We start from the raw sequence: 18696 nt of genomic DNA on the forward strand, positions 1-18696 counted from the left end.
TATGGGCCTCCTCCCATTTTCCCCGATCCGGCGGGTCTTGCTCACGCCATAACTTATTGACTTTAACCGAAGACAAGGTTGCCGAGATGTTTCAGAACCGGGCCGAAGCCTTTGCGCTGGTCCTCCCTGCCGCGATCTTTGCCGCTGTGGTCTTTCTGGCCCCGGTTCTGATTCTTCTGTCCGAAGGTTTTGGGTCGGGCGATAGCTGGACGATACAGGCCTATATCGATTTCTTTTCCCAGTCGCTTAATCAGACTGTCTTTTTGCGCACGCTCAAACTGGCAGCGCTGGTCACCGCCGCCTCGGCCGTCATCGGCTATGCTGCAGCCTTTGCAATCGTGAACCTGCCGCCAAAGGGCAAGGGCCGGATCACCGGACTTGTTGTCTTGCCGCTAATGATTTCACCGGTGGCGCGGACCTATGCGTGGCTGGTGATCCTTGGCCGGACCGGATTTGTGAACAAGGCACTGGTTGCCGTCGGGCTATCGGATGAACCGATCCGCTTCCTGTTCACCGAAACCGCCGTTTTCATCGGCTTGCTGCAACTGTTCCTGCCACTCATGATCATTTCACTGATCAGTGCGCTTGAAAACATGCCGCGCGATGCGGTGCCGGCCGCCCGCGTTCTCGGTGCCAACTGGTTGCAGGTTTTCACCAAAGTCATCCTGCCACTAACCAAAGAAGGCCTTGTGATCGGTGGTACGCTGGTCTTTACCGGATCAATGACCGCCTATATCACCCCGGCCATTCTCGGCGGTTCAAAGGTCCTGATGCTTGAAACCCTGCTGTATCAGCGCGTGACTGTTGCCAATGATTTCGTATCGGCCAGTGTGATCGCCCTGATCCTGATCGTCATGGCATTTGCGGCCAATCTTCTGCTCAAACGCCTTGCCACCGCGAGGAACAAGCGATGACCAACAAGCTGTTTTCCCCGATCATTCTTTTACTGGTACTGGCCTTTCTGATTGGTCCGTTCCTGATCATTATCGCGGCATCGCTGTCGGCCGGCGAAACGCTTGCCTTCCCCCCACAGGGACTATCTCTACGCTGGGTGCTGAAAGTCTTCGAGGTCGAAAGCTTCCGTGCGAGTTTCGGCATCTCGATGTTTCTTGCCATCGGCGGCACGCTTGCCGCCCTGATCCTTGGCATTCCGGCAAGTTATGCGCTGTCGCGCTACAAGGTCCCCGGTGCGGAAACCATCCGGACCATCGTATCGTCACCGATCATTGTGCCGGGCATCATTGTCGGTCTGGCACTGCTGCGTTACTTCGTCGTACCTTTCAATTTCGGCATTCTGTTTGCTCTGTTTCTGGCGCATACCGCACTGATCCTGCCCTATGCGGTGCGCGTGGTGTCAGCCAGCCTTAACAACTTGCAATCTGACATCGAAGAAGCCGCCGTGCTTTTGGGGTCGTCGCGGATTGGCGCCTTTTTCCGCGTGGTGATGCCAAATATCCGTGGCGGTATTCTCGCCGCCTTCATTCTGGGCTTTGTCACCAGCTTCAATCAAGTGCCGGTTTCCCTGTTTTTATCCGGGCCCGGTGTCCGAACCCTTCCAATCGACATGCTCGCCTATATGGAAATAACCTATGACCCGTCGGTCGCAGCTCTGTCCGCGCTGCTTGCCTTCATGTCGCTGGGCATTGTCTTTCTGGCCGAACGTTTCCTAGGATTTTCCCGCTATGTCTGATGCCCGCTTTCTCTGTCTTGAAAAACTGACCCTGTCTTACGGTAAAAATGTTGCCGTACCGGAAATGGATCTTGATATCGGCAAGGGTGAACTGGTTGCCCTGCTTGGCCCGTCGGGCTGCGGCAAAACCACCACCATGCGCGCCATTGCCGGGTTGATGGAGCCGTCATCGGGCAAGATCATCCTTGATAATGTCGACATCACCCGGACCCCCGCCAACAAACGCCCGGTCGGGCTGGTGTTTCAGTCCTATGCCCTGTTCCCGCACCTTAACGTCTATGAAAACGTTGCCTTCGGACTGAAGCTGATGGGTGTTCGCGGCAAGGAACTGGACGACAAGGTGCAGGAAGGCCTTCGGACTGTCGGCCTGTCCAAATTCGCGACACGCAAACCCGCCGAGCTTTCCGGCGGCCAGCAGCAGCGCGTCTCGCTGGCGCGTTCGATGGTTATGGAACCCAAGGTGCTGCTGCTTGACGAACCGCTATCAAACCTTGATGCACGGCTCCGCCTTGAAATGCGCACCGAATTACAGCGTGTGCAAAAGGAAAGCGGTGTCACGATGATCTTCGTCACCCACGATCAGGTCGAAGCCCTTGCCATGGCCGACCGGATTATCGTGATGCTTGATGGTCATATCGAACAGATCGGCACACCCGAAGACATCTATAACCGCCCGGTTTCCGATTTTGTTGCGGACTTTGTCGGGTTTGAAAATGTTTTTGCGCTTGAAAACGGCAAACTCAAAACCGCGACCGGAACTGTCGAACTTTCGGTGACGCCCCCGACTGATGCCAAAGGCCTTGCCTGGCGACCGTCGATGGTCTCCCTTGGCAGTGGACCGTTCGAGGGCACGATACGCGGTACGTCATTTGCCGGGGGCACACGGGAATACCTGCTTGATACCCCGCTTGGCCCGATCAAGGCGGAATGCGATGCCAGCCTTCCGGCCCATGAATTCAGTTCTGTCCTGAAATTCGATCTGCCTGTATCGCAGGCCGCCCCCCTATCGCGCGTCGGGAGCCTTTGATGGGACTGTGGATCGACACCGATATGGGCTTTGACGATCTGGCCGCGGTGCTGGTTGTCATCCATGCCGGAAAGCGGATCGACGGAATGTCCCTGATTGCCGGGAATTCCCCGCTTGAACGCGTGCGGATCAATGCAGCCAGTGCCGCACGCCAGTTTGGCTGGGGTTTCAAAATCTATACCGGTCGGGAAACGGCGGTTATGGGCGGACTTGAAACCGCCGAACGGATTCTTGGCCCCCTTGGCATGCAATCAAGCGGCGCACACCTGCCCGATTGCCGTCCGATTGCCGAAAGCAGCGCGTTCGACGGTCTTTGCAACTGGCTTGAAGGCAAATCCGGACCGGATGATGAACGCCATATTCTGGCCCTTGGCCCGCTTGGCAATATTACATCCCTGGTTCTGGCCCGGCCTGATCTGGCGCGCAAAATCGACCGTGTGACATGGATGGGGGGTGCCGTAACGCGCGGCAATCACACCGCACTCGCCGAATATAATGCCTTTGCCGACCCCGAAGCTGTTGCCATTACCCTGTCCCATCAGGTGCCCCTGCGCATGGTGGATCTTGATCTCTGTCGGCAGGTACTGGCCACCCCGAATGATGTGACACCTATCCGCAATGCTGGCGGAAAAAATGCCGGTCTTCTGGCCGATCTGACCGAAGGATACATCAATATCGCCCTGTCACGCGGGCGCGATGCGATGGCGGTTTTCGATCCTTGCGCGGCGGTCGCCGTGATTGATGAAGATGCGATCAGCTTTGCCGATGCACATATCGAAATTGATACCAGCCACGGTCCTTCGCGTGGGCAAACCATTGTTGCCCCAAACCCGACCGCGATCAAAAACGCGCAATATGCCGTTTCTGTTGACACAAAACGCGCGCGCGACCTGATCTTTTCAGCCCTGAAGGCGGAAGCAGCGAAATGAATAACCGCACGACAGAACCCGGTGATCTGACCTGCCATAAATTGCGCACACGTGCCGTCGCCGCCGCACGCGGCGATGAACCGTTCGATATCCTGATTACCGGTGGCAAGCTTGTCGATATGGTGACCGGTGAAATCCGCAAGGCCGATATTGGCCTGATTGGGCCAATGATCGCAAGCGTCCATGAACCGGCAACCAGAAGCGACGCCCGCAAAATCATCAGCGCACGGGGCGGTTATGTCAACCCCGGCCTGATCGATACACACATGCATATCGAAAGCTCGATGGTCACACCAGCGATCTATGCCGAGACGGTCGTTGCCCGCGGCGTCACCACAATCGTCTGGGATCCGCATGAATTTGGCAATGTGCGGGGGCTTGATGGTGTCCGCTGGGCGATTGAAGCAACACGTGACCTGCCACTGCGCGTACTTGTTCTGGCACCATCCTGCGTTCCTGCTGCGCCCGGCCTTGAAATGTCCGGTGCTGATTTTGACGGTGATGCCATGGCCGAAATGCTCTCCTGGCCAGAAATCGCCGGGGTTGCCGAAGTCATGAATATGCGCGGCGTGATTGATCGCGATCCGCGCATGACCAATATCGTGCAGGCTGGGCTTGCGTCCGGGAAACTTGTCTGCGGTCATGCGCGCGGCCTCGAAGGACCCGATCTTGCCGCCTTTATGACGGCCGGGGTCAGTTCCGACCATGAACTGGTTTCAAACGATGATTTGATGGCAAAACTGCGTGCCGGTCTTGCGGTTGAAATGCGCGGATCGCACGATCATCTGCTGCCGGGTTTTGTCGAAACGCTTAATGAATTGGGTTTCCTGCCACAAACCGTCACGCTGTGTACCGATGACGTCTTCCCCGACGACCTGTTCAATGCTGGCGGGCTTGATGACGTGGTGCGTCGTCTGGTCCGTTATGGCATGAAACCGGAATGGGCGTTGCGGGCGGCAACCCTGAATGCTGCGATGCGCCTTGGCCGTTCCGATCTTGGTCTGATTGCCGCCGGACGGCGTGCCGATATTGTCGTCTTTGACGACCTGACCGATTTTCAGGCGCGCCATGTCATCGCAAATGGCGAGATTGTTTCCGAGGCCGGCGAAATGACGGCGAAAGCCGTTTCGATTGATCCCGCCCCCCTTTCCGACACAATGAAGATGGATGTCCTCAGCATTGATGATTTTCGCGTGCCTGCGTCCGGGGATCGCGTCCGGATTGCCATCATCGACCGACCGCGCTTTACCCGCTGGGCGACGGCTGACACCGATGTAAAAGACGGCTATGTTGTGCCACCTTCGGGCACGACCATGATCGCGGTTGCCCATCGCCACGGAAAGGCGGACAGCAAACCACGCGTCGGCTTCCTGACCGGATGGGGTGACTGGAAAGGTGCTGTTTGCACCACCGTCTCGCATGACAGCCACAACGTTACGGTGTTTGGCGGCAACCCGCGCGACATGATGGTGGCGGCCAATGCCGTCATCCGTGCCGGTGGCGGTATGGCGGTGGCATCAAACGGCAAGCTTGATGCCCTTCTTCCCCTGCCGCTTTGCGGGTTGGTTTCGGATGCCCCCATGGATCATGTTGCGCAGCAATTTGCCGATATCCGAACCGCCACGGATGCGATTGTCGACTGGCAACCGCCCTATCTGGTTTTCAAAGCCTTGTTCGGCGCAACATTGGCCTGCAATCCCGGCCCGCACCAAACCGACCGCGGGATCGGCGATGTTACCACCGGTCAACTTCTGACCACGCCGGTTCTGGAAATCATTTAGATCGCAAAATACCCCGCTATTTTGATCGTGATATAGAGGGGTATTGTAGTATTACTTCGCCCCATTCAATGACGCAAAATACACCGACTGATAATTGATCGGCAGGAAGCGCTCATGCAACTAGCGGAATGTTTCGTCGGGATCAAGGTCGTTAAACAGGACAGGATCGAACTATTTTGCATCTGCAGGATCGCAATGAACCGGAGTAAAGTCACGTATTGATCTCGTGCCTGATGGCGGCATCGGCACCGTCCGACATTAGTATCGAAAGGCGTTTAATTACGGCTTCACGCCAGAACGGGCTATCCTGCAACTGTTTGGGCATCCAGCCCTTAAGACCGGAAAGTTTTTCGCATATCGCGGCTGCATCCTGACTATCCGCCAGTGCTTCCCTGATTTCGTTTGCACGCGGATCATTGAGCAGTTCTGCAGCTCCGTCTGGCGCAGTGTTGACACGCTGGCGCATCACAGCCATCCAGGCAGCAAAACAAAGGGCAAACGTGCCGAGCATCTTGCTTTCCTGCGGCAGGTCACAAGCCGGGGAGAAAATCCGCTGCGGGAGTTTTTCCGTGCCATCCATGGCAATCTGACGGGTTTCGTGTGCGATTTCGGGATTACGGAAACGTTCGACCAATTCGGCCCCGTAATCCGAAAAATCAATCCCGGCAAGCGGTGCCATCGTTGCAGCAGCATTTTCCATATGCTGCGCAACAAGTTGCGAGAAAGCCTCGTTCGCCATTGCGTCGCGGACATAGCGGTAATCACCGACTTGCCCCAAATAGGCGATCAGGGAGTGGCTGCCGTTAAGCATACGGAGCTTCATAAGCTCGTAAGGCTCTACATCGTGAACCAGAATTGCACCGGCTTCTTCCCAGGCAGGCCTACCATCGGGGAAATCATCCTCGATAACCCACTGTGAAAAGGGTTCGGTTTCAATTGCCGCCGGGTCGTCCATCCCGGTTAAACGCTTGGCATCCGAAAGCGTTGTCGCTGTCGCAGCCGGGGTAATCCGGTCAACCATCGTCGAGGGGAAGGACACATTATCCTCGATCCAGCCTGCAAGGTCCGGGTCGCTCCGCTTGGCAAAGTCAATCACACCGTTGCGCAACAACACCCCGTTCGATGGCAGATTGTCACAGGAAACAATTGTAAATGGACGAATGCCCGCCTGTTTGCGGCGCTTCAGCCCGGCAACCAATATCCCGAGAAGCCCGGTTGGCGTGGCGGGATATGCCAGATCATGTTTTACAGCCGGATTTTCCGCCTGAACCGTTCCCGACACCCGATCAATGCCATATGCCTTTTCGGTGACCGTAATGGTAACAATCCGGATTGCCGGATCGGCAAGTGCATCCAAAACCGGTGCAACATCACGCGAAGCCGCTATTGCCTTTGACAGGCTGGTGATCCTGCGGGCCTTGGGGCCATCCGGATGACGTTCAATCACCGTAAAGGCGCAGTCCTGGGCATTCAGGGCGTCGACAATATCAGTGCTACGCAAACTGACACCGATGATGCGCCAGTTCCCGCCTTTGGCCTGCATTGCCACGTCAGTATAAACCGCCTGATGGGCGCGGTGAAAAGCACCAATACCGATATGCACGATACCGGCCGTTGCCATATCTGCATTGGGGGCAGCAGTGGAATTATCCGAAGGTATCATTTTTGAACCCCAAGCAGATCAAACCTTGCAGAAAGTGCCGTCATTACCCCCCGCAACTCGGCAAGCCCCTTGAGACGCCCGATCGCCGGATAACCCGGCTGCCCCTTCCGGTTCAGGTCATCAAGAATATCCTGCCCGTGATCCGGACGCATGGGGATGTTCCAGTCCGCACGTCCCGCAGCCTTCCGCCGAGCTTCCTCTCGCAGGATTTCCTCGATCAGATCGACCATATTGGTGTCACCGTCCAAGTGCTCTGCCTCGTGAAAACTGCACGGCAAGCCTTCGCTTTCGCGTTTGGTATTGCGCAAATGGATGAAATGCACGCGATCCCCCCAGCGCCTCATCATCCCCGGCAGGTCATTTTCAGGACGGACACCAAGCGAGCCGGAACACAACGTAATACCGTTCTCCGGGATATCGATAGCACGCATGATAAAGGCGTAATCGTCTTCGGTCGACATGATCCGCGGCAACCCCAGAAGCGCGAAGGGTGGATCATCGGGATGACAGCACATACGAATGCCGACCTCGCGCGCGACCGGAACAACTTCTTCAAGAAACGCGACCAGATTGGCGCGAAGCCTATCAGCGTCAATCGCTGCATAGGTTTCAAGCAATGCACGCAGATCATCCAGAGAGAGGTTTTCAACAGAGCCGGGCAAACCAAAGGCAACCGTTCGTTCCAGCTCGGCACAGCGTTTGTCCGTCATTTCGGCAAAACGGTTTTTGGCTTCGGCAACGATTCCGGCGGGATAGTCATTTTCCGCACCGGCACGGTTCAGGATGAACAGGTCAAATGCGACGAAATCGGTCAGGTCAAAACGCATGCAGGTTGCACCGTTGGATAGTCGCCAATTCAGATGCGTGCGTGTCCAGTCAAGAACCGGCATGAAGTTGTAGCAGACAATGCTGATCCCGGAATCAGCAAGGTTATGCAGGCTTTGCTTGTAAGCTTCGATATGATCACGCCATGGACCAACCTGCCGCTTGATCGACTCGGAAACCGGAAGACTTTCAACAACATCCCAGGTCAGCCCCGACGGTGCACCATCTTTCATGGTGGCAATTTCAGCATGACGCTTGGCAATTTCATCGGGGGTCCAGACAGCGCCACTCGGCACATGATGAAGGGCGGAAACCACACCATGTGCACCGGCCTGACAAATATCGTCAATGCTGACCAGGTCACTCGGGCCGAACCATCTCCAGGTTTGTTTCATGTGTTTCTCTCTGTATTGGCGTGGTGTCTTCAACACCGAACTATAACGGTTGTGAACAGTATCACGACATAATTTTGTTGACTAGTATGGTAGTATGCATCATGACTCAGAAAAGCAAGGAGAGATTGATGGGCGATCCCGAACAAAACGACTGGGAAATCACACACGATCAGGCTGTCGGCCCACAGATCCATCGCATCATACGCGAACGGATCGTGTGTACGGACCTGCTTCCCGGTGTGCGCCTGTCCGAAGCAGAACTTGCAAAACATTTTAATGTCAGCCGCCAACCGGTCCGCGAAGCTTTCATCAAGCTTGCCGACGAGGGCCTTTTAGAAGTTCGTCCGCAGCGCGGAACCTATGTGCGTAAAATTTCTGTTGCCGCTGTTCTTGACGCGCGCTTTGTCCGCGAAGCGATTGAAGCCGACATTGCACGGTTTGTTGCTAAAGAACCCGACGACACGTTTCTTGCCCGTCTCGAACAACTGATTTCCGATCAGCGCAAGGCAATCCAAGGCGATGCGCGGTCGTTTCTGAAATTGGATCATGACTTCCATCGCTGCCTCGCCGAAGCCGCGGGGAAAACCTATGCATGGAAAGTCGTCGAAGACGTCCGCGCCCAACTCGACCGGGTCCGGTATCTCAGCTACTTCCAGTTTCCGATGGATGAAATAATCGAACAGCATGTCCAAATTGTTTCGGCGATAACCTCGCGCGATCCCGAAACAGCCTGTGCGGCCATGCGGAAACACCTTCGTGAAATCCTGCATACGCTGCCTGATATAGCACGCTCCAGATCGGAGCTGTTTGACGACGCGACTTCTGCGTCTTCTCCGTAAAGCATCAAACCGAATAGGGAGGAACCGATGCTAAGAAAAACTACGAAAAATTTGATCTTTGCCGGTGTGGCAGCCGTCATGATGAGCCAGTCCGCATTTGCCGCAGAAGTAACTCTGAAACTTGGCCACCTCGCCAATGAACAGAACTCTTGGCACAAAGCGGCTCTGAAATTCGGCGAAGAAGTCTCTGCGCTGACCGATGGCCGTATTGAAGTCCAGGTTTTCCCGAACGAAACCCTGGGTAAGGAAATCGACCTGATCAACGGCATGCAGCTTGGCTCGGTCGACATGACCATTACCGGTGAAAGCCTTCAGAACTGGGCTCCGATGGCAGCCCTTCTGGCTGTGCCTTACGCCTATCCCACGCTAGAAGACATGGATGCGGTTGCCAGCGGCGAAATCGGTTCAAAAATCGAAGATCAGATCGTCGAAAAGGCACAGATTCGTCCGATCGCCTATTTTGCACGTGGTCCGCGTAACCTGACCTCGAACCGTGAAATCAAAACCCCGGATGATCTTAATGGTCTGAAAATGCGCGTTCCGAACGTGCCGCTGTTCCTCGATGTCTGGAAGGCGCTTGGCGCACAGCCGACACCGATGGCGTTTTCCGAAGTATTTACATCGCTTCAGGCTGGCACGATTGACGCGCAGGAAAACCCGCTTGCACTCATCGATTCCGCCAGCTTCGATGAAGTTCAGAAATTCGTGAACAAAACCGAGCATGTTCGTTCATGGATCTACCTGACCATTTCGGAAATCACTTGGAACAACCTGTCTGACGAAGACAAGGCTGCTGTGACCGAGGCTGCAAAACGCGCACAAGCTTACGAACGCGACCTGTTCGCCGCGGACGAAGAACGCCTGACCAAAGAACTTCAGGAAAAAGGCATGACCTTTGTTGAAGTTGACAAAAAGGCCTTTGCTGCAAAAGCTAAAGATGCAGTTCTCGCCAATGTTTCCGACGAAATTCGTCCGTTCGTCGAAGAACTCTTCGCAAAATAAAATTTGCGGGATCGGTCACTTCGCATGACCGATCCCTTTCCGACGGGGAAGCAACGTGCTTTTTGCCAGATTATACGCGTTCATTATCGCAATGTGTCGCATCGCAACGGGGGCTGCCTTCAGCATCTTGATGTGCACGGTTCTGATACAGGTCTTTTCGCGCACCTTCATGCCCAGCTCTCCGGTCTGGACAGAAGAACTAACGCGCTATGCCCTGCTATTTCTCGCCGCTTTCGGTGTTGGCCTCTCGTTCCGCAATGGTGAATTGGTCAATGTTGATATCGTATGCGAAATGCTACCCCTGCGCATACAGCGGGCGCTCATGTTCGTTTCAGCCGCACTAACCACTGGCTTCTGCCTGATTCTGGTATCCCCCGCATGGAGGTTCGTTTCCATCGGTGTCATGCAAACCTCGCCTGCACTCGGGGTCCGCATGGACTTTATTCACGCGACGGTATTCATCCTTCTCGTGCTGCTTAGCCTTTTCGCAACCTTGCGTATGATCCGTGTTATCGCCGGTGTATCTGACGGAAAACCCGAAGACACGACAAAGGACTTCCCATGAGCCTTGCAATCTTACTTGGCGTTTTCGCCCTTGGCCTTGTTATCGGGCTTCCCGTTGCCGTTACTTTGGGCCTGTCTTCGCTTTGTTATCTGCTCATTGAAGGCATTCCGCTCGTCGTCATCCCGCAAAAAATGTTCGCGGGAATGGACGTCTTTGTTCTTCTTTGCATTCCTGGCTTCATCCTTGCCGGGAACCTGATGAATGGGGGCGGCATCACGCCGCGCATCGTCCGGTTCGCTAATGCAATGGTAGGCTGGATGCGCGGTGGGCTGGGCCTTACCAACGTTACCGGCTCCATGCTGTTTGGTGGCATTTCTGGCACTGCGGTTGCCGATGCTGCTTCCATCGGGGGCATGATGATTCCCGGCATGGTGCGCGCCGGTTATACCCCTGCCTTTTCTGCGGCGGTGACCGCGGCCTCATCTACGGTTGGCCCGATCATCCCGCCAAGCATGCCAATGATCATCGTCGGCGCACTTTCAGGTATCTCTGTTGGCAAAATGTTCATCGCCGGGGCCATCCCGGGTATCCTGATGGGCATTGCCATGATGATTACCTGCTACATCATCGCTGTTCGTCGCAAATTCCCCCACCAGCCATGGCAGGGCTTTGGCGAACTGCTTCGCTCCTTCATGGGGGCCTTCTGGGCTCTTGCCATGACGGCACTGATCGTTGGTGGCCTGCTAAGCGGCATAGTCACGCCTACAGAAACCGCCGTCATCGCAAGCCTCTATGCCCTGATTGTTGGCTGCTTCATTTATCGTGAACTGCCACTGCGCAAGGTTCCAAAAATCATTGTCGATAGTGCCATCACCGCGGCGGCCATTCTGGCCCTTGTCGGTTTGGCCAACGTGTTTGGCTGGATTTTGGTTTCTGAACGCATTCCCCAGATGATCTCGAATGCGGTCTTGTCCGTGACAGACAATAAATATGTCGTCATTCTACTGATCAATCTGGTGCTGCTTGTCGTCGGCATGTTCATGGAAACCATCGCAGCCCTGATCATCCTGTTTGTGCCGCTTCTGACACTGGCGACCAATGTCGGCGTTGATCCGATCCACTTTGCCGTGTTCGCAGTTCTCAACCTGATGATTGGTCTGACAACACCGCCGGTCGGGATTTGCATATTTATCTGCGCAAACATTGCCAAGGCGCCGGTCACCACGGTGATCCGGGCCCTGATGCCGTTCCTTCTGACCAACATCTTGATCCTGTTTCTTGTTTCCTATATCCCGGCGCTGTCAACTTGGCTGCCGTCCCTGATGGAGTAATCTATGCAAACACGTGTTTGCCGTCTGTATGGCCAAGACGATCTGCGGATCGAAACTGAAAACGCCCCTGCTCCCGCCCATGACGAAGTTCTTATCCGCGTCGGTGCCGGCGGTGTATGCGGTTCGGATATGCATTATTATTTCGAAGGCGGAATCGGCCAGATCCGAGTGCGCGAACCGATCATTCTGGGCCACGAAGCCGCTGGGACGATTGTTGCACTTGGCCCCGATGTTACCGGGCTTGCAATCGGACAAAAGGTAGCGATCAATCCAAGTCACCCATGCGGTACGTGCAGCTATTGCCAGAAAAACCTGCAGCAGCATTGCCTGAACATGAAGTTCTTTGGCTCTGCAATGCCAATGCCCCATATTCAGGGAGCATTCCGTGATCTGGTAAATGTCCGGCTAGGCCAGTGCTTTGCGATCAGCGATCAAACAGATATCGGCCATGCCGCCTGTGCAGAACCACTGGCAGTCTGTCTGCATGCCGTAGCACGTGCTGGTGACCTTTCGGGGAAAAAGGTTCTGATTACCGGGGCCGGCCCGATTGGAAGCCTTTGTGCCGCCGCAGCCAAACGTGCGGGGGCCAGTGAAATTGTTATTACCGATTTGCAGGATTTCGCGCTGAATGTTGCGCAGCAAATGGGTGCAACCCGCACCATCAATATCGCCAATGCCGCAGACGACCTGAAAGCCTATGAACAGGACAAAGGTCTGTTTGACGTTTGCTTGGAATGTTCGGCAGCCCCGGCGGCATTACGTTCTGCAATCAGTGTTTTGCGGCCGCAGGGTATTCTCGTGCAGGTTGGGGTTGCAGGTGAGATCCCTGTCCCCTTCAACCCGCTGGTCGCCAAGGAAATCACAATCACCGGAACTTTCCGGTTCCACGCGGAATTTGCAGATGCTGTGCGCTTGATTGATAGCGGCGACATTGATGTAACCCCAATCATCACCCAAACCTTCGCGCTTGAAGCAGCACAAGAAGCATTTGACGTCGCACGTGATCGAAGCAAATCGGTGAAGGTTCAATTGTCTTTCGCCAATTGAGCATACCTGTTCAGGCATCAAAAAGGCTGTGGCAGCATATGTGCTACAGTCTTTGTGTTTACGAAGAGGGAACCCTTTCGCACACATTTTCATATGGCGAGAGGTCAGACCAGCCGTCATAATTCTAGCGCGAAAGCTCGTACAAAACCGCCCGGTTAATGATGCGCAGTTTCGGTTCGGCGGCAATTTCGCCTGTTGCCTCTAGCTTACGGAGCGAGCGCGAGAATGTTTCTGGCGTAATGACAATGCGGCTTACGATATGACGTTTTTCAGGAAAGTTCGTCTCGTCCTCGCCATCCAGATTCTCGCCACTGCGTTCTTCGAAATCAATCAGGAAAGACGTAATTCTCTGGATCAGTTTGGTGTGGCGAATTTTGAAAATTTCTTCGAGGAAGAATCGTTCCCACCGCAACCTAGATCCGATTGAGCAGATGATTGAACTGAATCGTCGGTAAGACTGTTTGCGATGGGATCATCAACATCAGACGCTTGATTAGTGTTCGCCGCATTGTCAAAGCGTTGCTGAATTTCAGTGATGATTGGTAGGGCACGGCTTTTTGCCTATCTGATGTTACGAGTTTCGAGACTTTTGGTGAATTCGAAAAACCGTCAAAAAACGGTTGAAGCGAATTCGGAATGCGACAACGCACGTTATAAACGCCAGTTTGGGGACTTCTTTTAAGATAAGTCAAAGTACGCATGAAAACCTCTGGTGTACCACCTCTTGTGTATCACCCGGCTATCGAGAAGATTTTGCGTGTTATGATGACTTATAAAAATCAACGACTTATCGTTAATTTTACAGGTCGATGGTGCCCCCGGGGAGAATCGAACTCCCACTCTCAAAGAGAAACAGATTTTGAGTCTGCCGCGTCTACCAATTCCGCCACAGGGGCCGGCACATATGGGTGCGTTGCGCACCCGCCATCGTGGGGGCGGATAATAGCTGTAATTTTCGTCCGGTCAATGGGGCTTTGCGCAAAAATTGCGTTGTCAACTGGATGGGGCTTTCTGCGGGAAAAGGTCATTGCGGCAAAAGGCCAAATGCGGTTACATCACCCCCATATCGGCCACCGCGCCGCATTGTTTTTATCGTCTTAACCGCAAAGGGCGTTTCCGTGCTGCGCAGCCTTTATGACTGGACCCTTGGACTGGCCGCCCATCGTCACGCTGCCATTGCGCTTTTCATTGTCGCCTTTGTGGAAAGTTCGATTTTTCCAATCCCGCCCGATGTCCTGCTGATTCCCATGATAATCGCGGCACCAACCAAAGCATGGCGTTATGCCTTGGTCTGCCTTGTCGGGTCTGTTCTGGGCGGCATTACTGGCTATGGCATCGGCTACTTCCTTTTTGAAAGCATGGGCCAACCGGTATTGCAGCTTTACGGCTATAGCGCCAAGTTCGACGTATTCCGCGATTATTATAACGAATGGGGTGCCTGGGCAGTATTCATCGCCGGGATAAGCCCGTTCCCCTACAAGGTCATTACCATCCTGTCGGGTGTGACAGCACTTGATCCGACAATATTCATGGTTGCATCAGTTCTGGCGCGCGGTTTGCGCTTCTTCATTATTGCAGCCCTGATCTGGAAGTTTGGCCCGGTCATTCGCGACTTTATCGAAAGGCGGCTTGGCCTCGTTTTTACCATATTTGTCGTGGTTCTTGTCGGTGGATTTGCCGCCATCAAACTGATCCCGCACGGTTAATACGGAAAAACCCGATGATCAAATTGCTCCGCGCACATTATGCCCCGGCCCTGCCACCTGTTGCCCTTTTCCTGATTTCTACCGGAAGCCTCGGCTTTGCCTTCTATGCGCAGTATGTGCAGAAGCTTTTGCCCTGTGTGTTATGCCTTTATCAACGCGTACCTTTTTATGTTGCCGGTGGCCTTGCCATTCTTGCCCTTTTGTTGCTGCGCATACCGGGTGCTTCGCGGGTTCTTGTTTATCTATGCGGTGTTGCCTTTGCCATTGGTACCGGGATTGCGATCTATCATGTCGGCGTTCAGGAACTCTGGTGGGAAGGCCCGGCCATGTGTGGCGGCCTTACCAGCGGTGCGGCATCGGTCGCCGACCTGAAAGCGCAACTGATGGCCCAGCCGATTGTCCGCTGTGACAAGATCGACTGGGCCTTGTTTGGCATCACTATGCCAACGGTCAATGTCTTCTTCTCGGCCGCGCTGACGATCCTTTGCCTGATCGCCCCATCACGGTGGATGAAACGCTAGAACGATCAAAATCAAACCCGAAATCCGGCCTGCCAGACGCTTTGCTGGCAGGCTTTTTTTGCGAAAAAAACACCAGATTGCGGACACGAGATACTCTTTTTCCTTCCGTTAAATAATAATGCGAATTATTCTTGTTTGCATGAAATTCTTCTTATAATATCCGCAACCTTAAGGAATACCGAACCAGATAGGTCTGCGCTGATCGAGCACGACCGAAGAGCAAATATACCCAGCGAGGATATAGGCCGGAATGCCAGACCAGACATTCCATCCCCATATGACAACCAAGATCGAAGGAATCACATTCCTAGAAGAACTTCGTTTCAGACGCTGGAACACAGGGATTACCGATCTATGGCATGTGCAATGTGCAGAAACCTCGGGTGGTAGTTATGTCTCGGAAGCGCCGCGACTGGTTGCCATTCTGGAATGCGCCGGGGATGCACAATTTTGCATTCGCGCGAGCAAAAACCATACCGGTGAAGGTCGCGGTGATCAGGGGTGCCTGTTCTATATTCCGGCCGGCATGCATGTCACCTCCGAGGTACAGGGCTCATGCCGCCTGCGCCATCTTGACATCCATCTTGATACACAGCGGCTTGAACAATGTCTTGGCTACAAGGCAGATCCCAGCGTCCTCGAAATGCCGCGGATCGGCTTTTATGATCAGCGCATCAATGCGCTTGTGCGCATGATTGCCGACGACATCGCAACCGATAGCCCATCACCGGCGCTCTATGGTGAAGGACTTTTGACCGCACTGACCAGCGCCCTTCTGGCACCGATGCCAGAAACCGATACGACACGCAAACGCGGCAGGCTCGCCCCGTTCCAGCTACGCAGGACTGTCGATTATATTGAACAAAATTGCGGTCGCGTTATTCGCTTGGATGAATTAGCCGAACTTGCAGGACTGTCTCAATCTTATTTCTGCTCGGCTTTTCGCGAGAGTACAGGCATGCCGCCCCACCAGTGGCAGATGAAAGCCAGAATAGAACGTGCCAAAACCATGCTGCGTAAATGCGATACTCCGTTGGCATCCATCGCAACCCAAATCGGCTTTGCAGATCAGGCCCATCTCACACGGGTATTCCGCCGAATCACAGGCACCACACCCGGCGCATGGCGCCGTGAACAGGCTATCGTAAATTAAACCAAAAACCGTTCAATATAGCCAAATAGGGTTCAATATTTCTCCTTTCGCTGCGTGCTATCGGGACGTCACACGTGACAACTGACGCAGGGAACAGACCCAATGAAGTCCTTCAGAGACAAGAACTTAAGAACCGCCCTTCTTGGCAGTGTTGCAATGATTTTCGCAACATCACCAATGCAGGCTTTCGCACAACAGGCCGAAGACGAAATCCTTGTTGATCCCATCGTGATCGAAGCCGACCAACAAAGTGAAACAGCAACGTCACCTGTTAAGGGATATGTTGCAAAGCAAAGCGCAACAGCAACCAAAACCGGTACCGCGATCTCGGAAACGCCCCGCGCCATATCGGTCGTCTCAAAAAAAGAGATCGAAACACGCCAAGCCCAGACCGTTATGGATGCCCTTAAATATTCGCCGGGCATTCAACCGGATTTGTATGGTTACGACACCCGCTATGACTGGTTCAAAGTCCGGGGCTTCGCCCAACAGGACATAGGCCTTTACCGCGATGGTATGCAGCTTCGCTCATCGGGTTATGCGTCATTCAAGCAAGAGGCATATGGGGCAGAACGCATTGAACTCCTGCGTGGCCCGACATCGGTTCTTTATGGTCAGAATGCACCGGGCGGTATCGTCAACGTCGTTTCCAAGCGCCCTCATGCAGACATGCTGAACGAAGTAGAAATGCAAACCGGCAGCTTCGATCACAAACAAGGGGCCTTTGACATCGGCAACAAGCTGGTTGAAGACGGAAGCGTTCTTTACCGCGTTACAGGCCTCGTCAAAGATTCCGGCACCCAGACCGATATGGTCGACGACAAAAGGATTTATCTTGCGCCATCACTGAAATGGGAAAATGACGACACTTCCTTGACCCTTCTCACCCATTATCAGGAAGACGATACCGGCTCGGCAAACAACTGGCTGCCCGCCGTCGGAACAATATTTAGCGCCCCCAATGGTGCAATTCCAGTTGATGTCTTTACCGGGGAACCGGCGCTTGAGGGCTACAAGCGCATTCAGTATTCACTCGGTTACGAGCTCAGCCATGACTTCACGAATGATCTTACATTCCGCCAAAACGCGCGATATGCCTTTGTTGATGTCGATTACAAAACAATCTACGGAAACGGCTGGGCAAATGTAAATGCTGGCACGCTAAATCGCAGTCTCCTGCGCACCGACCAGAACGCACATGCCATTACAATTGATAACCAGCTGGAAACCCGGTTTGAAACCGGAACCGTCAATCACACCCTTCTGACCGGGCTGGATTATCAGCATTACATCTATGATCGTTATGCCGCGTTCGGCAGTGCGTCGGCGCTAAACGTCTATAACCCGTCCTACGGCGGAACTCTGTCTGCCCTGACGACTTGGTACAATGACGATGTAACGCTTCGCCAGCTAGGTGTTTATGCACAAGATCAGATCGAGTTTGATGAACATTGGGTATTGACCCTTGGCGGTCGTCAGGACTGGTCAGACGAGAAAAAATACGACAACGCCAATAACGGCGCAGAGAGCAGCAAAAACGATCATGCCTTTTCCGGTCAGGCCGGGCTCGTTTACAAAACCGAACTCGGCCTGACGCCATACATCAGCTACTCGGAATCTTTTACCCCCGTCGCAAGTCAGGGAACGCAAAACTTCGATCCTGAAACAGGTCAACAATACGAAATTGGTGCCAAATACGAACCTGAAAGCTTCGATGGCCTGTTAACCGCTGCCTTATATGATCTGCGCCGTCAAAATGTCACGACAACCGACCCTGACGATACAGCACGTAAAATCCAGTCAGGCGAGGTCCGCTCGCGCGGTATCGAACTGGAAGCAACCATTGAGCCTTTTGAAGGGTTGGTTGGCAAAGCTGCATACAGTTTCAACGATGCCGAAGTCACCAAAGACAACGATGGCTATCAGGGCAAAGCCCCGGTCGGCGTTCCGGAACATACAGCATCTCTTTGGGCTGATTATACGTTACAGTCCGGCACAATGAGTGGCTTTGGGTTCAATGGTGGCGTTCGCTATCTCGGCAAACAGTACGCTGATCAGTCAAACTCCGTTGAAGTCCCGTCAACCACTCTGTTCGATGCCGGCATCCACTATGAGATTGAAGGCTACCTTCTGGCATTGAATGCGACCAACCTGACGGATGAACGTTGGGTCGCAAGTTGCTCGGGAACAAATGCCTGCTACTACGGTCAGGGACGCACGATTCTCGCCACGGTCAAATATCGCTGGTAGTCAGATTGCGAAAGACTTCGTAAAATATAAAA

At 54.0% G+C, this 18696-nt stretch carries 17 protein-coding genes and 1 tRNA gene; 14 read left to right on the forward strand and 4 right to left on the reverse strand.

The window, feature by feature from the left end; all coding sequences use genetic code 11:
- Positions 1–56: 56 nt before the first annotated feature.
- The 5 genes from TH468_RS03540 to TH468_RS03560 are packed head-to-tail and all read left to right on the forward strand — an operon-like array spanning position 57 to position 5427.
- Complete coding sequence (locus tag TH468_RS03540) at positions 57–914, forward strand: ABC transporter permease (RefSeq protein ID WP_246832201.1); 858 nt, start codon at positions 57–59, stop codon at positions 912–914.
- Positions 911–1690: an ABC transporter permease gene (locus tag TH468_RS03545; protein WP_085642214.1), complete on the forward strand. Its 780-nt coding sequence runs from the start codon at positions 911–913 to the stop codon at positions 1688–1690. Before TH468_RS03540 ends, TH468_RS03545 begins: the two co-directional genes overlap by 4 nt.
- Positions 1683–2717, forward strand: coding sequence for an ABC transporter ATP-binding protein (locus TH468_RS03550; RefSeq protein ID WP_085642215.1), 1035 nt, complete (start codon positions 1683–1685; stop codon positions 2715–2717). The genes TH468_RS03545 and TH468_RS03550 overlap by 8 nt, the downstream gene beginning before the upstream one ends.
- Complete coding sequence (locus TH468_RS03555) at positions 2717–3646, forward strand: nucleoside hydrolase (protein WP_085642216.1); 930 nt, start codon at positions 2717–2719, stop codon at positions 3644–3646. Before TH468_RS03550 ends, TH468_RS03555 begins: the two co-directional genes overlap by 1 nt.
- The gene (locus TH468_RS03560; RefSeq protein ID WP_085642217.1) at positions 3643–5427 is read left to right on the forward strand and encodes an adenine deaminase; all 1785 of its coding nucleotides are present in this window, start codon (positions 3643–3645) and stop codon (positions 5425–5427) included. The genes TH468_RS03555 and TH468_RS03560 overlap by 4 nt, the downstream gene beginning before the upstream one ends.
- 211 nt (positions 5428–5638) lie before the next feature.
- On the opposite strand, the gene TH468_RS03565 is transcribed toward TH468_RS03560, so the two are convergent.
- Positions 5639–7090, reverse strand: coding sequence for a mannitol dehydrogenase family protein (locus tag TH468_RS03565; protein WP_085642218.1), 1452 nt, complete (start codon positions 7088–7090; stop codon positions 5639–5641).
- Complete coding sequence (uxuA, locus tag TH468_RS03570; RefSeq protein ID WP_085642219.1) at positions 7087–8310, reverse strand: mannonate dehydratase; 1224 nt, start codon at positions 8308–8310, stop codon at positions 7087–7089. The genes TH468_RS03565 and uxuA overlap by 4 nt, the downstream gene beginning before the upstream one ends.
- A gap of 128 nt (positions 8311–8438) precedes the next feature.
- On the opposite strand from uxuA, the gene TH468_RS03575 reads away from it, so the two are divergent.
- From TH468_RS03575 to TH468_RS03595, 5 genes are read left to right on the forward strand one after another with little or no spacing between them, the layout of a single operon-like run.
- Positions 8439–9149, forward strand: coding sequence for a GntR family transcriptional regulator (locus tag TH468_RS03575; RefSeq protein WP_085642220.1), 711 nt, complete (start codon positions 8439–8441; stop codon positions 9147–9149).
- A 27-nt stretch (positions 9150–9176) separates the two neighbouring features.
- Positions 9177–10151, forward strand: coding sequence for a TRAP transporter substrate-binding protein (locus TH468_RS03580; RefSeq protein WP_085642221.1), 975 nt, complete (start codon positions 9177–9179; stop codon positions 10149–10151).
- A gap of 55 nt (positions 10152–10206) precedes the next feature.
- Complete coding sequence (locus TH468_RS03585) at positions 10207–10716, forward strand: TRAP transporter small permease (protein ID WP_210402202.1); 510 nt, start codon at positions 10207–10209, stop codon at positions 10714–10716.
- Positions 10713–11987, forward strand: a complete 1275-nt coding sequence (locus TH468_RS03590) for a TRAP transporter large permease (protein ID WP_085642223.1) — start codon at positions 10713–10715, stop codon at positions 11985–11987. Before TH468_RS03585 ends, TH468_RS03590 begins: the two co-directional genes overlap by 4 nt.
- A 3-nt stretch (positions 11988–11990) precedes the next feature.
- Positions 11991–13034 (forward strand): L-idonate 5-dehydrogenase, encoded by a 1044-nt coding sequence (locus tag TH468_RS03595; RefSeq protein ID WP_085642224.1) that lies wholly within the window; start codon positions 11991–11993, stop codon positions 13032–13034.
- Between the two features lie 124 nt (positions 13035–13158).
- Here the strand turns inward: TH468_RS03595 and TH468_RS03600 are convergent, their stop codons facing one another.
- Positions 13159–13446: a helix-turn-helix domain-containing protein gene (locus TH468_RS03600; RefSeq protein ID WP_085642225.1), complete on the reverse strand. Its 288-nt coding sequence runs from the start codon at positions 13444–13446 to the stop codon at positions 13159–13161.
- A gap of 398 nt (positions 13447–13844) precedes the next feature.
- A tRNA-Leu gene (locus tag TH468_RS03605) sits at positions 13845–13930 on the reverse strand.
- A 222-nt stretch (positions 13931–14152) separates the two neighbouring features.
- Here TH468_RS03605 and TH468_RS03610 point away from each other — a divergent pair.
- From TH468_RS03610 to TH468_RS03625, 4 genes are all read left to right on the forward strand, one after another.
- A complete protein-coding gene (locus tag TH468_RS03610) occupies positions 14153–14740 on the forward strand; it encodes a YqaA family protein (RefSeq protein ID WP_085642459.1) in 588 nt (195 codons plus the stop codon).
- A 14-nt stretch (positions 14741–14754) separates the two neighbouring features.
- Positions 14755–15261 (forward strand): disulfide bond formation protein B, encoded by a 507-nt coding sequence (locus TH468_RS03615; protein ID WP_085642226.1) that lies wholly within the window; start codon positions 14755–14757, stop codon positions 15259–15261.
- A gap of 250 nt (positions 15262–15511) precedes the next feature.
- Entirely contained in the window at positions 15512–16414 is a 903-nt protein-coding gene (locus TH468_RS03620) for an AraC family transcriptional regulator (protein ID WP_085642227.1), read from the forward strand.
- Between the two features lie 102 nt (positions 16415–16516).
- The gene (locus TH468_RS03625; RefSeq protein ID WP_085642228.1) at positions 16517–18664 is read left to right on the forward strand and encodes a TonB-dependent siderophore receptor; all 2148 of its coding nucleotides are present in this window, start codon (positions 16517–16519) and stop codon (positions 18662–18664) included.
- Positions 18665–18696 lie beyond the last annotated feature (32 nt).

Origin of the sequence: Thalassospira sp. MCCC 1A03138 (genome assembly GCF_002115785.1) — a bacterium.
Taxonomy (GTDB): Bacteria; Pseudomonadota; Alphaproteobacteria; order Rhodospirillales; family Thalassospiraceae; genus Thalassospira.

Coding starts and splice junctions, on each gene's coding strand:
- TH468_RS03620 (WP_085642227.1), top strand. CDS start 15,512: ATGCCAGACCAGACATTCCATCCCCATATGACAACCAAGATCGAAGGA.
- TH468_RS03615 (WP_085642226.1), top strand. CDS start 14,755: ATGATCAAATTGCTCCGCGCACATTATGCCCCGGCCCTGCCACCTGTT.
- TH468_RS03595 (WP_085642224.1), top strand. CDS start 11,991: ATGCAAACACGTGTTTGCCGTCTGTATGGCCAAGACGATCTGCGGATC.
- TH468_RS03555 (WP_085642216.1), top strand. CDS start 2,717: ATGGGACTGTGGATCGACACCGATATGGGCTTTGACGATCTGGCCGCG.
- TH468_RS03565 (WP_085642218.1), bottom strand. CDS start 7,090: ATGATACCTTCGGATAATTCCACTGCTGCCCCCAATGCAGATATGGCA.
- TH468_RS03545 (WP_085642214.1), top strand. CDS start 911: ATGACCAACAAGCTGTTTTCCCCGATCATTCTTTTACTGGTACTGGCC.
- TH468_RS03580 (WP_085642221.1), top strand. CDS start 9,177: ATGCTAAGAAAAACTACGAAAAATTTGATCTTTGCCGGTGTGGCAGCC.
- uxuA (WP_085642219.1), bottom strand. CDS start 8,310: ATGAAACAAACCTGGAGATGGTTCGGCCCGAGTGACCTGGTCAGCATT.
- TH468_RS03560 (WP_085642217.1), top strand. CDS start 3,643: ATGAATAACCGCACGACAGAACCCGGTGATCTGACCTGCCATAAATTG.
- TH468_RS03625 (WP_085642228.1), top strand. CDS start 16,517: ATGAAGTCCTTCAGAGACAAGAACTTAAGAACCGCCCTTCTTGGCAGT.
- TH468_RS03590 (WP_085642223.1), top strand. CDS start 10,713: ATGAGCCTTGCAATCTTACTTGGCGTTTTCGCCCTTGGCCTTGTTATC.
- TH468_RS03550 (WP_085642215.1), top strand. CDS start 1,683: ATGTCTGATGCCCGCTTTCTCTGTCTTGAAAAACTGACCCTGTCTTAC.
- TH468_RS03575 (WP_085642220.1), top strand. CDS start 8,439: ATGGGCGATCCCGAACAAAACGACTGGGAAATCACACACGATCAGGCT.